The following is a 14,469-nucleotide window of genomic DNA, read 5'->3' as shown; positions in this document are numbered from 1 at the left end:
GTGGCTTTCGCTTGCCCATCATTTGCTGAAGAAAGCCACAAAGCATCAAAATCGAAAAATAGTGTTGCAGGGATAGCTCTCTGCAACACTATTTTCATGAATACCGCTTCTTCAATTACTGATGCGAGCCGTTTTTACAGCGAGCGAACCACTTTTGGGACGGCCTCTTTTTTTATTCGGCATCGCTTGCTGCAGCAGGAGAACCCCGCAGCAGGCTGACGATGAAAAGGAACGCGGGCAGGATGATGTTAGCGCAGAAGTACAAGGTGGAGACATGCATCGGGATCGAGTAAAAATCAACGCTTGACGGGTACGACCAAACGCTGAAGACAAGTATAAGGACGGCTAGAGGCGCAGCCAGGTGTCTGTAGCTGCTTGCTCCGAACCATTGCGCGAGTCCGATGGCGGCCGCGTAATGAAGCACGATAAACCGGACGAACACATCGACGATCCAGAACACCATAATAATAATATCGAGCCGGGAGAAAAATCCGAAAATGGCGAGATAGCGCGAAATGATCAGATAAGGAAAACGAAATAAAGATACCGCCCCGTCCAAGACAAAGAGAATAACCAGCATCGTTCCTGTAAAGGTCAGAACCGACCATAGAACGGAGAGAAAGCCCCATTTGCGGGCTTGGTTAATATTATGGACGAATGGCAGAAAGAAAGTCATATAGGCGTACATTGGGAACCAGACCTGCATCATAATGGTGCTTTTCATAACCGGAACGATACCGTTCTCCAAAAAAGGAAGGAGGTTCTCCGGCTCCATATCGGAGATGAGCGGCGCGATCAGCAGCGAGGTGAGCGTAATTAGGATGGGCATGAGCAACTGGGCGCAGCGTCCGATAACCTCCACGCCATAGCGTACCGTAATTGTGCTGAGCGCAAGCAGCGTGCCGGACAATACAAGCGGAGGCGTTCTTTCCAAAAATGCGAGGCTCATCATTTCGGAGAACTGACGAGCCTGCTGACCGTTTTGGAACACAAGCACAAGAAGGAACACGAAGCTGACTGTTTTCCCCGCCGCTTTGCCGATCAAATGATCGGCATACTGGACGAGCGATTGACCGGGATAGAGCCGGTGAAGATAGACCATCATGGCGCAAGCGCCAAATCCGGTAACGGAAGCGATGATCGGTCCCATCCAGAAATCGACCCCTGCATGTCTGTACAGTATAGGAGGCCCGCTTAGAATCGCTGTTGCGAGCAAGGCCAAGTAAATCATGCAGGCGAGCTGGGCGGCTGATATTTTTCCTTGCTCTAACGGCGGCATAGCGAATCCTCCTTTATTGTGCGTAATATTTCACAATCGGATCAAATAGGAAGTGGAGCAGTTGCAAGGGTCCGGGCAGCTGGGGATTGAAGACCAGAGCGAATGCCAATCCGAAAGCGACGATGTAAAGAGAGGCATAGGGCAGCAGGTTGTTTTTGCGAATAAGGTCGACAAGATCCAGAAAGGGCAGTGCAATCATCAGGATGAGCAAGGTAACAAATATCGGTACATTCATGCCTGGTTCTCCTCTTGCGCGATCGGCTGCTGCTCCTGCTGCTTCGAGCCGGATTCGAATGCTTTGCGTAACCAAGCGGCTAGAAGCAGGAAGAGCGGAATGCCTAAACCGCACACGATATAGAACGTTGGAAAGACTAGATCCTTCGTCTGTCCGAATTGCGAAGTCTCAAGATTCCATATGCTGATCGTAAGAATCAGCATTCCTAATGGCAAGACAATTGGCCGATAGTCAGGCAAGTTGAGCCATTGCGCAATACCGATGGCAGCGCAGTAGTAGCCGTATATTAGCCGGAGCGCGAAGGCGACGACCCATACCATCATGACGACCGATTCCAAATGTTCGAAAAACTCGCTAAAGCTGATGAATCGAGTGATCGCCAGAAAAGGATAATTGTACATAATTGTTGAATTGCCGAGCTTTGAGATGATGTGCCAATTCGTAATGCTGAGCAGTAAGGTTAGCAGCAGCGGCGAGAGCAAGCTCCATCCAATCAATTTTTGCGGACGGTTCACATAAGGAAGATAGAAGGTGGAGTAGCAGAAAATGCTGTACCACAGCTGTAAACCAAATCCGCCAAGCAAGGAAGGTCCCAGCCCGTTTTCCATGATGGGTCCCACCGGCCTAAAATCGGTATAGAGCGGAAAGAAAATAAGACTGAGCATAATGATCGGGAACGGAAAAAACATAATCGCAATGCGACAGATCACTTCCATGCCGGATCGTACAGCAGCAGCGCAAACGAATATAATGCATGCGCCAAGAAAGAGCGGAGGCGTCCGGATAAAAAAAGAGTTGGACAAAAAGTCGGTCAGTTGACGGACGACATACCCGCTTGCGTATATGACGAAAAACAGAAAAACGATAGAAACAACTTTTCCGGCAAAGCGTCCTAATATGGACTCGGCGTATTGAATGAGTGTTTGACCGGGATAGAGCCGATGCAGCGCAATCATAACTAGCAGGACAAGCATGCCGCCCAGCATGCCGACAATAGGTGCAATCCACATATCCAAGCCCGATAAGGAGGCGGCCACGCTTGGAGAAGACATCAGCCCGGTTCCGCTGGGAGCCAGATACATTAAGATGCAAAGCTGGGCTGCAGATATTCGGACGTTCTTTTCCATCTTAGGCGCCTCCTCTACAGGTTCGATTACTTGGACAGCTTGGGCAAATAGGGCTCAAATACAGTTTTGATTAATGTTTGCGGGCCGGGCATTTGCGGTTCGATCATGACAATGATCAGCAAAGCCCAGACAGCGAAGGACATGATAGTAAAGCAAATTTTGGACTTGCGGTCAGCAATTTGACGCCATTCCACAACAAAGAGCAGTACCGCGGCCAATGTGACGAGGAAAATAGCGCTCATCGTTACTCCTCTTCCTGCGGGCTTAAGATTGCGGTGTTTTTGCCGATTAGCCCTGTCCGCGTGATGGTCACTTTGGCATCGTAAATTACTTCAACGGTTGGGAAGACAGATTCCCATTGCTTGCCGTAAGTTTTCCACTGCTTCGGATAATGGCGGTGAAACTCGTTTGCAAAACCAAGCACATCGCTATCCTCCTGCTGAGCAGTCTGCACGGCGCTTTTCAAGCGTTCAACGATGATTTGGGCAAAATGGGCTTCCAGCATATGCGTCACTTCCGGTTTCGTAACATCGAGCGAAGTATTGTTCTGAATCAAATCGCCCCGTCCTTCAAGCTTCACTTTGATCATCCATTTGCCGTTGCTTATGGAAGGCGACAGGTCGCATCTCGAGTCGGCAAGCTGCAAGGAAACCATGCCTTTTTCACCCTCAGGTTTCATCGTAAGAGTAGCAGTCTTAATCTTGTCATGGAGCCAGAGCAGGCCGCGTGTTTTTTGAATGTTATACCAATGATTGAGCTTCGTGCCTTTAAAGGAAGCGAATCCGCCGATATACGGGCTAAGTTTATTTCCGGTGGGCTTCATCATGATCCAGGGGATTAGCGTCGACCTGGCGTCGGCGCCCGACTGGATAATGACATCGAGCAGTGTAATATCCAGATTCGTTTGCAGAACCGACATTTCACGCAATACTTCAGCGCTGTTTCTTTCGATGTTTGGCTGCCATTGCAAATAGGTGTCCGCTTGGCCTTTGCCGATATAGATGTTGGCCCGTTCCCTCGGATGGGGGTGACGGGAAAGAAATTCCATCGGATCTTCAATGCCCTTCTTAGCCAATGCCTCCCCGAAAATAAATACATCGGACTGTCCCCAGAAAAAACGCCGAGACAACAGCTCCTGCAGCTTCGATGCCGCATCCGCCGTATTCAAGCCGACGGCGCTTTCGACGACAGGCTTGGCTCGCTCGTTGCCAGGGTTGCCGCCCAGTGAAGGCTCCGAAGAGCCCGTCGGGACATAGAGCTGAACGGATAGCTTGATTTTATTATTATCGGCTAAATCGAAGCTGGCGCCGGTAACGATGGCTAGATCATTGACTTCGACCCTGTCCCAGCAGCCCGTTGTCAGGATGGTGCACATGAAAGCTGCGATAATCGCGGATGCGGCGCGCATCCATTTGTGCATACCCATGCCGATCATCCTTTTTTCCATCTGGAGTGGTTAGGGCGAATGCGAAACTTATTCCACACCGACCCTGTCATGTGCGGCCTTTGATTAATCGCCCAGCGAGGGGCGCGAATAAGCGTATCCTTAAACTGCTCGAACTGTACAGGCGCCAGGGGGGTCAGGTAAGGAACCCCGAAGGAGCGCAGCGACAGCAAGTGAACAAGGATGAACAATGCAGCCAGAACGATCCCGTAAAGCCCTAATACCCCGGCGCACAGCATGACCGGAAACCGAATCAGCCGAACCGCGAGTCCGAGCGAATAGTTCGGGATGAGAAAGGATGCGACGCCGGTAATGGCAACGACCATTACCATGGGCGAGGACACAATGCCGGATGAAATGGCAGCTTGTCCGATGACGAGCGCGCCGACGATGCTGACTGCGGAGCCGACCTGTTTAGGCAGACGAATGCCTGCTTCGCGCAGCGCCTCGAACGTTACTTCCATCAGCAGCGCTTCGATAAGTGCCGGAAACGGGATTTGCTCACGTGATTTCGATATGGTGAGCAGCAGCGTCGTAGGAACCATCTCTTGATGGAAGGAGAGGACGGCGACGTAAATAGATGGCATAAACAGCGCGATAAAGCTGATGAGCAGCCTCAACCAGCGAATGCCCGTCGAGACGAAAGATCGCTGCGAGTAATCTTCAGGAGACTGCATCATCGACAAAAGCGTTGCCGGTGCAATTAAGGAAAAGGGCGTGCCGTTAATGAGCACGGCTACTCTGCCCTCCAGAAGACTGGAGGCGACGACGTCCGGCCTCTCGGTTGCCTGCAGCTGCGGAAAAATCGACATCGGATTGTCCTCGATCCATTCCTCGATATGATTGCTGTCGAGAATCGAGTCGGAATCGATTTGGCTAAGCCGTTGCTGCATCTCGGTTACGAGTCCGGGGTCAACGATGCCTTCTATATAAGCAATGGCGCATTGCGTTTTGGTATAGCGGCCGATCGACATGCGGTGCAGCTTGAACGCAGGCGACTGCAGCTTGCGTCGCAGCATCGATGCATTGACTTGAATCGTTTCGACAAACCCTTCGCGCGGACCGCGTACGACCGTTTCCGCCTGCGGCTCTTCAATCGGCCGCATATGCCATAAAGGCAAGGAGAATGAAACGGCAGCCGCTTGCCCGTCAAGCAGCAGCACGGGGTTTCCGGAGCCAAGCTCATCGGCGAGCTTTTGAACCGTGCGAACCGGCTGCGAGGAAGAGACGGTAATGAGCGGCAAAATTGCGTCCCAGCCATGCTCGTTGTCGCTGCCGATTGTTTTGAGCGGGGCAATGACATGCTCGTCGAGCATCTTTGTATCGGAGAGGCCGCCGAAGTAGACAATTAAGGCTTGCGGACCGTTTCGAACCGCAAACTCGTGAAAAGTAACATCGGAGCTGTCTTGAAACAAGCTGCGCAAAGCAGCGGCATTGCCGCGAAGACTGGCGGACAACGGCTTGCCCAGCAGCTGCCTTTGACGAGCTAGTATTTGTTCGAGCGTCTGCTCTTCACCCATCGCCTATTCCTCCCAGAAGAGCGTCAACAATATCGCTGCTTAGATTGCGCATCTTTTAACCAAAACATACAAACGATTCCAATTTGTTGGCGCAAGCAAGGAATGTATGCTCTATTTGTTGACCATAATGGTTGATAGAAGCGAAAGGCGTGAAGGGAATGAATCGAATGTGGAAAATGACGGGCTGGCTGGCCAAAACGGTAGCGGCCGGGCTTATTATAAGTTTTCTTTCTATTTGGACGACGGGTTATATTGTAAATAGCTATGTTGAAACCCTATTGAAGCAATATAATTTGCCGCTAGAGGTACAGCCGATGGCGCTATCGGGCGTATGGGGCAAGCTGTGGGGCGCAAATTCAACGCCGACTCAAAAGGAACAGCCGAGCGGAAGCGAGAAAATTGACAACGGAAGCGGTCAGAAAGACGAATCGCCGGTAGCTGTTGACGCGTTTCGCGACGAGTCGCTTCCGCCGCTTACGGATGTCGGGATCGGAAGCGGCAGCAAGGCGGAAGGCGGGACTGCAGGAGAAGAAGCGGGCGGGGTTCCGGACGCGGCGGGCGGTCAGACGGAGGGAGCGGTGGACGCTGCCGAGGGCGATGAAGCACCGGCGCTAGACGGTTCGGAGACTGCGATGACGACGGATGATCTGGCCGAAGTGAAGGAGCAGATGAGCGACGCCGACAAGGAAGAATTGTTCGGATTATTAATGAGCAAGCTGCCGCAAGAAGCTTGGCAAAGCATCTCTTCTTATATGGAGAACGGCTTGACTGAAGAGGAGTTGAACGCTGTTCAGCAGCTAATGGCGCAGTATCTGGACAAGGATCAATACGAACGAATGATGAATATTCTGAAAAAATATTAATTATTGACACTAGCAGGAAATGTTGCCCCTGTTAATAACCATATGTTAAAGTATTAGGCGGATGATCCGACAGGATCTTCGCTTTTTTTTGTAAAAAAATAGATATATTTAGAGAGAAAACAGAAATAAATGCAGCACAATCCGCGAAAAGGAGACGATCATGAGCGATTTTAAGCCTATGGATCGGATCCGAAAGACATGGAACCAAACGGCCCAATTCTTTCGGCAAGTTCGACCGCAACAAACAGGCAAGATTCTGCAGCAATCGTCAAGCGAGAGCAGCCAGGCGCCATGGTGGCGCACAAAGCCGGTTATGATTACGGCGGCTATTCTATTTATCCTCGCAGCAGCAGGAATCGGCGGCACGAAATACGTACAAGCAAACACAGTTGATTATTACAACGTATATATGAACGGCAGCATGGTCGGATCGGTCAGCGATCCGAAGGAAGTCGACGATCTGATTGCGCAAGAAACGAAAGAAGTGAAGGATGCCAATCCAGAGTACAACATGATGCTGGATTCGGGCGAAATCAGTTACACCTCTGAAAGTGCTTTCAAGGCGGAGCCGGAAACGGAAGCAACGCTGGCTAAGCTGGAAGGCATGTTTACCTCTCACGCTGTCGGGGTTGAGCTCAAGGTAGACGGCAAAGTAATCGGCGTGGTGAAAAATCAGGAGACGGCGGATGCGATACTGACGCGAGTACAAAGCAAATACGCGCCGCAGCTTGCATCATCCAAGAAGAAGGGCGAAGTGACGGCGCTCTCGTACAGCGCAGCAGCGAAGAGCAGCGACAGCAAGAGCGAGGCGAAGAACGGAACGGTGCTCAAGGACGTTCAGTTCGTTGAAGTCGTAAAGACAAACGACGTTTCGATTCAGCCGGATCAGATTCAGAACGCCGACGATATTTACAAGCAGCTCGTACAGGGCAGCGTACAGCCTACGAAGTATACCGTTCAAGAGGGCGATTGCATCGGCTGTATTGCGGAGAAGTTCGATATTTCCCCGCAAGTTATTTATGACAACAACCGCTGGATCGATGAGGACAAGATCAAAGCGGGCGATGTGCTTGATCTGACCGTACTCCAGCCGGAATTGACGGTCAAAACGATTGAGAGCTTAACCGAAACGGTGGCCATTGCGCCGCCGGTGGAAATACAGAAAAATGCCGATATGCGGGCAGGCGAATCGAAAGTGATCCGCGAAGGCCAGAGCGGCAAGAAAGTCGTTACATACCGGGTGGTAAAGCAGAACGGGTACTTGGTTAGCGAGGAACTCATCAGCAGCGAGGTTGTAACAGAGGCGATTCCAGAAATTATCATGAAAGGGACCAAAGTCATTCTTGGCGAAGGATCGGGCAGCTTTGCAATGCCGGTATCCGGGTGGTCTCTCTCCAGTAAATATGGTCAGCGTTGGGGCCGGTCGCACAAAGGAATCGACATTACCGGCAACAAAACGATTATGGCCGCGGATAACGGAGTCATCGAATTTGTCGGCACGAAGAGCGGTTACGGAAATGTCGTAATCATCGACCATAAGAACGGCTACAAAACGTTGTACGGACATTTGAGCTCGTACAGCGTCAAGAAAGGCCAAATCGTCGAAAAAGGCGATAAGATCGGCATCATGGGCAGCACTGGCCGCTCGACAGGCGTTCATCTTCATTTCGAAATTCATAAGAACGGCGTTATTCAAAACCCGTTGAAGTACTTATAATTTTATATCATTCGCGAAATACCGCTGCGGCTTCGGCTGTTGGCGGTATTTTTTTTGTGATGCGATGCTGGACGAGGCGGTTAGGTGAGATTTGAAGTCACGCTAAAAGCTGGCTGTCATGAAGGAACTTTAATTGTAAACAGGCCGCAATACTATGGTAAGATAGTATCATTAAATAGGACAAGCGACAGGCGGTGTGGCGATGCACGGAAAAATTTTGGTGGTCGATGACGAACAGCCGATTGCAGATATATTGAAATTCAACTTAGAGAAGGAAGGCTACGAAGTAATATGCGCGTTTGACGGCGGTGAAGCTGTCAGGCTTGCTGCGCTGGAGCTGCCGGATTTAATGCTGCTTGATCTCATGCTTCCGGTGAAGGACGGCATGGACGTATGCCGAGAGGTGCGGTCCAAGGGATTGCAGCTGCCGATCATTATGCTAACGGCCAAAGACACGGAGATCGACAAGGTGCTGGGACTTGAACTCGGCGCCGATGACTATGTAACGAAGCCGTTCAGCACGCGCGAGCTGCTTGCCAGAGTGAAGGCGCATTTGCGCCGCCAGCAGAAAGCGAGCGAGATTGCGGCTGTTTCGGCGGGAGCAGGCTCCAGTGCGGGAAGCTTTGGCGCTAACGATGATCGCAACGGGGAACAGGACAAGCAAGGCTTGAAGCTGTTCAACCTGTTTATTGATACAGATATGTATGTTGTTTACAAGGATGGAGAGCCGCTCGATCTGACACATCGGGAATATGAGCTTGTCTATTATATGGCCCGCAACAGCGGCAAGGTCATGACGCGCGAGCATTTGCTGCAAGCGGTATGGGGCTTCGAATATTTCGGCGACGTGCGGACTGTGGATGTGACGATTCGCAGGCTGCGGGAGAAGATCGAGAATGATCCGAGCCGTCCGGAATATATTATGACCCGGCGCGGCCTCGGTTATATGATGCGAAATTCCAAATCGGGAGGCTTAGGCTGACCATGAACGGCAAGCGATTTTTTCGCACCATTCAGGTAAAGCTCGTCATTATTTATTTGTTGCTTATCTTGGTGGCGATGCAGCTGATTGGCGTTTACTTCATCAGTACGATGAAAACGTCGCTGACGGATAATTTTACGAACAATTTGAAGGAACAGGCCGACATATTGTCCAAGCTGGCGGCGCGCAATTTGGCGCTGAAACCGAGCAGCGAGAATGAGGCGAGCGCCGAGAATACCGAGGATTTGAGCCTCGTTGTGCGCAATCTGTTCAGTATTAGCGGTACCGAGGTGCAGGTGCTGGACGGGAACGGCCGCGTCGTGGCGACGTCTCTGCAGGTGGCGGAATCGTACATCGGCAAGAAGAACACGTCGCTTGCGGTTAGCCGCGCGCTGCAAGGCATTTCGGACAATGAAGAAGAAATTATAGACGAGAACGGTGTCCGCAAGAAGATCATCGCGCTCCCGGTCACCTACAACGACAATGAGCGCGTCGTAGGCGCGGTTTATATGGTCGCGTCGATGGACAGCCTGTACGATACGGTCAATCGAGTCAACCAAATCTTTTTCTCGGGCACGTTGATTGCGCTTGGGCTGACCGGCTTGCTGGGCATTTTGCTCGCGCATACGATTACGAGCCCGATTCAAGACTTGACGCGGCAAGCGGCGGCAGTTGCGGAAGGGAAGTTTGATCTGCAGGTGCCGGTGCTTGGCGATGACGAAATCGGGCGGCTCAGCCTGGCATTCAATGACATGACGAAGCGGCTGAAAGAGGCATTGTCGGTCAACGAGGAAGAGAATGAAAAGCTGGGCTCGATTCTGTCCAATATGAGCGACGGCGTAATCGCTGCCGATGAGCACGGCCGGATTATCGTCTGGAACCGACGATCGCTGGAGATGCTCGACAGACAAAGCTGCGAAGGCTGCAACCTGTCGGAGCTGCTCGGCTTATCCGATCAGAAGCTGTCGGAGCTGCAGCAGGGCCGCCAGCAGACGGTCATTTTGTCGCGCGAGCAGGAGACGGATGAGCCGGAAGGCGTGCTGCGGGTTACATTTACCCCGATCCATCGTCGGGATAAAGGGATTACCGGCACAATCGCCGTTCTGCAGGATATTACGGAGCAAGAGAAGCTGGAGCAGTCGCGCCGGCAGTTTGTCGCTAACGTCTCGCACGAGCTGCGCACGCCGCTGACGACGATCAAGAGCTACGCGGAAGCGCTCGATGACGGCGCGCTTGAGGAGCGGGAGCTGTCAGAGCGGTTCGTATCCGTTATTCGCAACGAGACGGAACGGATGATTCGGCTTGTAACCGACTTGCTCCATCTGTCGCGGCTGGATTCTACCCAAGCGCCGCTGCGGCGCAGGCAGACGATCATTCACGATATGCTGGACGAGGTGGCGGACCGGTTTTCTTTTCAGCTGCGGCAGAAGTCGATTCGAGCTACCATTCGCGTCGAGCGCGGCTTGGCGTCGGCATGGATCGATCGCGATCAGATCGACCAAGTGCTCGACAATCTGATGTCCAATGCGATCAAGTATACGCTGGACGGCGGCACAATCGAGCTTGGCGCACATAAGCAGGATGCAGGCAATTTCGCCATTAGCGTGAAGGATACCGGCATCGGCATTCCTAAGAAAGATTTATCGCGTATTTTTGACCGTTTTTATAGAGTCGACAAGGCAAGATCGCGCAATATGGGCGGGACTGGCCTCGGTTTGTCCATTGCCCGGGAAATTGTAAAAGCGCACGGCGGCACGATCTCGTTGAGCTCGGAGCTGAATGAAGGAACGACGGTAACGTTCACTTTGCCGGCGCTGCAAGAGGATGGTGAGCCGGCATGATCGAGAGGGCGAAGACGACGCTGTTGATTATGCTTGTTGCGCTGAGCTTGATTCAATCGTATTTGCTGGCATACAGTATGCCGGGCCTCGGCGCAACGGTCAAAACCGATCAGGACTACATTAATGCGGAACCGCTTGGCGAAGCTGCGGATGTGGAAAGCGTTATTTTTCCGGAGGAGCTGGTTCTGCATTTCGGCAACGATCAGCACACCGTGCTGTATCCGGGCTCTACGTTCTATGACATGATTCTGAAGGAACGGATTCGCGGGCGCGAGTTCAAGGGCTTCCAACGCAATCCGGTCAATGTGGTCGATTGGGATGAAGTGAGGAAGAACGATATCGGCGTCGAGCTGGTCTTTCAGAACGGCTTGCCGGTCGAGCTGCTCAAAAAGCTGCTGAAGGTGCAGGGCGATCTGCTGTTCCTGAATGATTCGATTAATCGAATTTGGATATTCAAAACGAAGGATACGGAGGACGTTCGCACGTTCTTCTTCACGACAGACGGGCAAAGCGTGTATGAGTCGGCTCAAGCCGATCTTACGGTACGCGACGTTCAGGATTATGTCGGCTTTGGCGAATACCAGACGAAATACAAAGTGACGAGCGACGGCATTTATTTGCCGGAACGGCCAATGCAGGCGGTGGAGTCGATATTCGGATACGATACGTACTCGTCCGATTTAATGCAGCGCAATCTGTTCTTTGATCCAGGCACAACTAAGGCGCTTGAAGACAGAAACGGCTCGCAAATTTATACGGATGGCAAAAGAGGGCTTCAGGTCGAGCAGAACGGCACATGGATTACGTATACCGATCCTGCGGCCTCGCAGAGCGAGGAAAATTTGTTGGTCGATAATGTTTATGCCTCGATCGAATTCATTAATGATCATGGCGGCTGGGACGGCACGTATCGCTTCGTGAACATCGGGGGCGAAAAAGCGGGCAAAACAGGCAATGGGAAAGTGGTTGCGTTCCAGCAATATATGGACAATTATCCGATCGTGGAGACGTCGCATTTCAAATACGGAAGCATGCGGCTGACGCTCCAGCAGGGCTTTGTGACCGAGTACACCCGCTCGCTCGTTACGCTCCAGAGCAAAGCTGAATCGCGCAAGGCGAGATGGCTGCCTGGAGGCGAGGAGCTTTCCTATGCACTGGATCATTACAGCCGAAGATCGGAGGCGGTGCGCGTCTTCCCGGCGCTGCAGGCGCAGTCGATGGAAGGCCAGAAGCTGCGTTTTGTTCCGATTTGGGCCGTTTTGCTGGAAGACGGCACGCATGAGATTTTGCTGCAGTCCTATCCGGCGGGGTATACCCCGCCGAAGTCCGTGATGCAGAATGAAGATACGATTATTCAACCGGCAGACGGCGGCGTAAATACCGGCGACGGTACGGAGCCGGATTCCGGTTCTGAAGTTGGAGCTGCGGCTGACGGCAATGGCGGTACGGATTCAAGCTCCGGCTCACAGGAGCCGGGGAATGCTGAAGGAGCGGCATTGTTCGACGGCAATACAGCATTGCCGAACTAAATGCGAGACGGAGGTGCAGACCGTTGGATTGGGGCAGGGCGAAAAGCGTACTTATTATATCGTTTCTGCTGCTCAATATTTTGCTCGGCTATCAGTTATGGGGCGGTATTCGAGAGCAGTTGAATGCGAATAAAATGACGGCGGAGCTCCCGCAGGAGACGGTCGCCGTCATGAAGCAAAAGCGGATCGAGCTGGATGCGGCGCTGCCTTCCGATACGCCGAAGCTGCGGGATCTGACCTATGTTATTAAGAACGGCGGAGCCGACCAGCAGGATGTAGTGGAGCTTGCATCGCCGGTGGACAGCAGAATTGTATTCACGCATTCGGAGCTGGTGAAGACGCTTGGCGATCAGATCCCGGAGCTGGATCTGTATTCGTTCGATCTCGCGGTGAGCACCGATTCGGTATTCGTGCTGTTTCGGATGGCCGACAATCGGCCGATGTTTGACGTGAAGCTGGAGCTGTATCACAGCAATCAGAAAATTATTGGCTATAAGCAGGTGCGCGTCCAAACTGTCGGCACTGGAGAAGCGAAAGAGCAGACAGTGCTGCCGGCGTCCAAAGCGGTCGCTCCGTTCATCGAGCGGAACTTGCCGGACGGCTCCATTATTAGCGATATTCAGCTCGGTTACCACGGGCAAACCTTTGATACAGAGACGCAGGTGTCGGCGCCTTATTGGCGGGTGCTGATGAATGACGGCGTTATTTATTACATCCATGCGATCAGCGGGGAAGTCGCGCAGGATAAAGAGCAATTAGAGGAACAGTAGGATCAAAACTGGACAGGGCATGGGAGAAGGGGCAGGACGAGGGACAATGGGACTTTCATTTACAGTGTTGGCTAGCGGGTCGACCGGCAACGCGACGGTTGTGTGCAGCGGGGATAAAACGGTGTTGGTCGATGCCGGTTTGAGTATGAAGAAGATGGAGGAATTAATGCGCGAGCGCGGCGTCAGCGGCCATCAGATCGATGCGTTGTTCGTCACGCACGAGCATTCCGACCATATTAAAGGGCTAGGCGCGTTTGCGCGCAAATACGAGCTGCCGATCTACGCCAATGAGGCGACTTGGGGCGGAATGGAGCGGCATATCGGGACGATTGCACAAGAGAAGCGGGTCATTATGGAGACGGGAGAAAGCTTCTGTTTCGGCTCGATGAAAGTGCAATCCTATCCGATCTCGCACGATGCGGCGGAGCCAGTCGGCTATACGTTTGAGGATAACGGCGAGAAGCTGAGCCTTGCGACGGATCTCGGTTACATGAGCGACAAGGTGATGCGCGAAATAATCGATTCCGACGTGCTCGTGCTGGAGTCGAACCACGATACCGAGATGCTGCGGATGGGCCGCTATCCATGGAACATTAAACGGCGCATTCTAAGCGATGTCGGCCATCTTTCCAATGTGGCGGCCGGCGAGGCGCTCTGCGAGCTGATCACCGACCGTACGAAAAGGGTCTATCTGGCGCATTTGAGCCTCGACCATAATGTGATGGATTTGGCGATGCTGACGGTCAATAATATATTGGAGGATCGCGGCATATTTTTCAAAAAGGAAGAGTATCCGCTGCGGCCGACGCACCATGACCGGCCTACGGCATGGGATGAAGTGAAGCGGAAATAACCGATTCAAGCTCGGCGTCGAGCTGGTCGGCTTTGAGCGCAAGCTCCTCGCGAGTGAGCAGCCCTTTGTCGATAAGCAATTCGAGCATGGCGCTTAACGACAGAACCGTGCGGTAATGTTCTTCTTTAAGATCGGCGAGCTTGGCGGCAAGCTGAACTTGCTCCCATGCGGAAGGCGCTTCGGTCCTTGTCCGTTTCGGCGGTTTGTTCGGGTTCATAAGCGGCGTGGCTCCTTTCTACAATTACGGTTTAATAAATTCCAAAATCAGGACAATTGGGTCGTTGAATCTATTATTATTCTAGTCACTTA

14 protein-coding genes are annotated in these 14,469 nt (G+C 52.3%); 7 read left to right on the top strand and 7 right to left on the bottom strand.

Annotated features, from left to right (window positions below; translation table 11 throughout):
- Positions 1–172: 172 nt before the first annotated feature.
- The 6 genes from GOM71_RS16250 to GOM71_RS16225 are packed head-to-tail and all read right to left on the bottom strand — an operon-like array spanning position 173 to position 5,605.
- Positions 173–1,279 carry a GerAB/ArcD/ProY family transporter gene (locus tag GOM71_RS16250; protein WP_156282930.1) on the bottom strand — a complete coding sequence of 369 codons (1,107 nt, stop codon included), beginning with the start codon at positions 1,277–1,279 and terminating at the stop codon, positions 173–175.
- A gap of 13 nt (positions 1,280–1,292) precedes the next feature.
- Positions 1,293–1,514: a hypothetical protein gene (locus tag GOM71_RS16245; protein WP_156282929.1), complete on the bottom strand. Its 222-nt coding sequence runs from the start codon at positions 1,512–1,514 to the stop codon at positions 1,293–1,295.
- On the bottom strand, positions 1,511–2,641 hold the full coding sequence (locus GOM71_RS16240) for a GerAB/ArcD/ProY family transporter (protein WP_156282928.1): 1,131 nt from the start codon (positions 2,639–2,641) through the stop codon (positions 1,511–1,513). Before GOM71_RS16240 ends, GOM71_RS16245 begins: the two co-directional genes overlap by 4 nt.
- Before the next feature lie 26 nt (positions 2,642–2,667).
- A complete protein-coding gene (locus tag GOM71_RS16235) occupies positions 2,668–2,883 on the bottom strand; it encodes a hypothetical protein (RefSeq protein ID WP_156282927.1) in 216 nt (71 codons plus the stop codon).
- A gap of 2 nt (positions 2,884–2,885) precedes the next feature.
- Positions 2,886–4,067: a Ger(x)C family spore germination protein gene (locus GOM71_RS16230; protein WP_216651764.1), complete on the bottom strand. Its 1,182-nt coding sequence runs from the start codon at positions 4,065–4,067 to the stop codon at positions 2,886–2,888.
- 5 nt (positions 4,068–4,072) lie between these two features.
- The gene (locus tag GOM71_RS16225; RefSeq protein WP_156282925.1) at positions 4,073–5,605 is read right to left on the bottom strand and encodes a spore germination protein; all 1,533 of its coding nucleotides are present in this window, start codon (positions 5,603–5,605) and stop codon (positions 4,073–4,075) included.
- Between the two features lie 158 nt (positions 5,606–5,763).
- Between GOM71_RS16225 and GOM71_RS16220 the strand changes: the two genes are divergently transcribed.
- The 7 genes from GOM71_RS16220 to GOM71_RS16190 all read left to right on the top strand — a co-directional run bounded on the left by GOM71_RS16220 (position 5,764) and on the right by GOM71_RS16190 (position 14,160).
- Positions 5,764–6,468: a hypothetical protein gene (locus GOM71_RS16220; protein ID WP_156282924.1), complete on the top strand. Its 705-nt coding sequence runs from the start codon at positions 5,764–5,766 to the stop codon at positions 6,466–6,468.
- A 160-nt stretch (positions 6,469–6,628) separates the two neighbouring features.
- Positions 6,629–8,185, top strand: a complete 1,557-nt coding sequence (locus tag GOM71_RS16215) for a M23 family metallopeptidase (RefSeq protein ID WP_156282923.1) — start codon at positions 6,629–6,631, stop codon at positions 8,183–8,185.
- Positions 8,186–8,387: 202 nt separating this feature from the next.
- Positions 8,388–9,167 (top strand): response regulator, encoded by a 780-nt coding sequence (locus GOM71_RS16210; protein ID WP_156282921.1) that lies wholly within the window; start codon positions 8,388–8,390, stop codon positions 9,165–9,167.
- Positions 9,168–9,169: 2 nt separating this feature from the next.
- Positions 9,170–11,008, top strand: coding sequence for a cell wall metabolism sensor histidine kinase WalK (gene walK, locus GOM71_RS16205; protein WP_156282919.1), 1,839 nt, complete (start codon positions 9,170–9,172; stop codon positions 11,006–11,008).
- Positions 11,005–12,537, top strand: coding sequence for a YycH family regulatory protein (locus GOM71_RS16200; RefSeq protein ID WP_156282917.1), 1,533 nt, complete (start codon positions 11,005–11,007; stop codon positions 12,535–12,537). Before walK ends, GOM71_RS16200 begins: the two co-directional genes overlap by 4 nt.
- 23 nt (positions 12,538–12,560) lie before the next feature.
- Positions 12,561–13,307, top strand: a complete 747-nt coding sequence (gene yycI / locus GOM71_RS16195) for a two-component system regulatory protein YycI (RefSeq protein ID WP_156282915.1) — start codon at positions 12,561–12,563, stop codon at positions 13,305–13,307.
- 46 nt (positions 13,308–13,353) lie between these two features.
- Positions 13,354–14,160, top strand: coding sequence for an MBL fold metallo-hydrolase (locus GOM71_RS16190; protein WP_156282913.1), 807 nt, complete (start codon positions 13,354–13,356; stop codon positions 14,158–14,160).
- On the opposite strand, the gene GOM71_RS16185 is transcribed toward GOM71_RS16190, so the two are convergent.
- Positions 14,129–14,377 (bottom strand): hypothetical protein, encoded by a 249-nt coding sequence (locus GOM71_RS16185; RefSeq protein WP_156282911.1) that lies wholly within the window; start codon positions 14,375–14,377, stop codon positions 14,129–14,131. The two genes, GOM71_RS16190 and GOM71_RS16185, sit on opposite strands and share 32 nt — an antisense overlap.
- Positions 14,378–14,469 lie beyond the last annotated feature (92 nt).

It is taken from the genome of Paenibacillus sp. NEAU-GSW1 (genome assembly GCF_009737085.1).
Classification (GTDB): domain Bacteria; phylum Bacillota; class Bacilli; order Paenibacillales; family Paenibacillaceae; genus Pristimantibacillus.
This window is presented reverse-complemented; position numbering and strand designations above follow the sequence as displayed.

What these genes read in the sequence shown, in the direction of transcription:
- GOM71_RS16250 (WP_156282930.1), bottom strand. Translation starts at nt 1,279, where the DNA reads ATGCCGCCGTTAGAGCAAGGAAAAATATCAGCCGCCCAGCTCGCCTGC.
- GOM71_RS16245 (WP_156282929.1), bottom strand. Translation starts at nt 1,514, where the DNA reads ATGAATGTACCGATATTTGTTACCTTGCTCATCCTGATGATTGCACTG.
- GOM71_RS16240 (WP_156282928.1), bottom strand. Translation starts at nt 2,641, where the DNA reads ATGGAAAAGAACGTCCGAATATCTGCAGCCCAGCTTTGCATCTTAATG.
- GOM71_RS16235 (WP_156282927.1), bottom strand. Translation starts at nt 2,883, where the DNA reads ATGAGCGCTATTTTCCTCGTCACATTGGCCGCGGTACTGCTCTTTGTT.
- GOM71_RS16230 (WP_216651764.1), bottom strand. Translation starts at nt 4,067, where the DNA reads ATGGGTATGCACAAATGGATGCGCGCCGCATCCGCGATTATCGCAGCT.
- GOM71_RS16225 (WP_156282925.1), bottom strand. Translation starts at nt 5,605, where the DNA reads ATGGGTGAAGAGCAGACGCTCGAACAAATACTAGCTCGTCAAAGGCAG.
- GOM71_RS16220 (WP_156282924.1), top strand. Translation starts at nt 5,764, where the DNA reads ATGAATCGAATGTGGAAAATGACGGGCTGGCTGGCCAAAACGGTAGCG.
- GOM71_RS16215 (WP_156282923.1), top strand. Translation starts at nt 6,629, where the DNA reads ATGAGCGATTTTAAGCCTATGGATCGGATCCGAAAGACATGGAACCAA.
- GOM71_RS16210 (WP_156282921.1), top strand. Translation starts at nt 8,388, where the DNA reads ATGCACGGAAAAATTTTGGTGGTCGATGACGAACAGCCGATTGCAGAT.
- walK (WP_156282919.1), top strand. Translation starts at nt 9,170, where the DNA reads ATGAACGGCAAGCGATTTTTTCGCACCATTCAGGTAAAGCTCGTCATT.
- GOM71_RS16200 (WP_156282917.1), top strand. Translation starts at nt 11,005, where the DNA reads ATGATCGAGAGGGCGAAGACGACGCTGTTGATTATGCTTGTTGCGCTG.
- GOM71_RS16190 (WP_156282913.1), top strand. Translation starts at nt 13,354, where the DNA reads ATGGGACTTTCATTTACAGTGTTGGCTAGCGGGTCGACCGGCAACGCG.
- GOM71_RS16185 (WP_156282911.1), bottom strand. Translation starts at nt 14,377, where the DNA reads ATGAACCCGAACAAACCGCCGAAACGGACAAGGACCGAAGCGCCTTCC.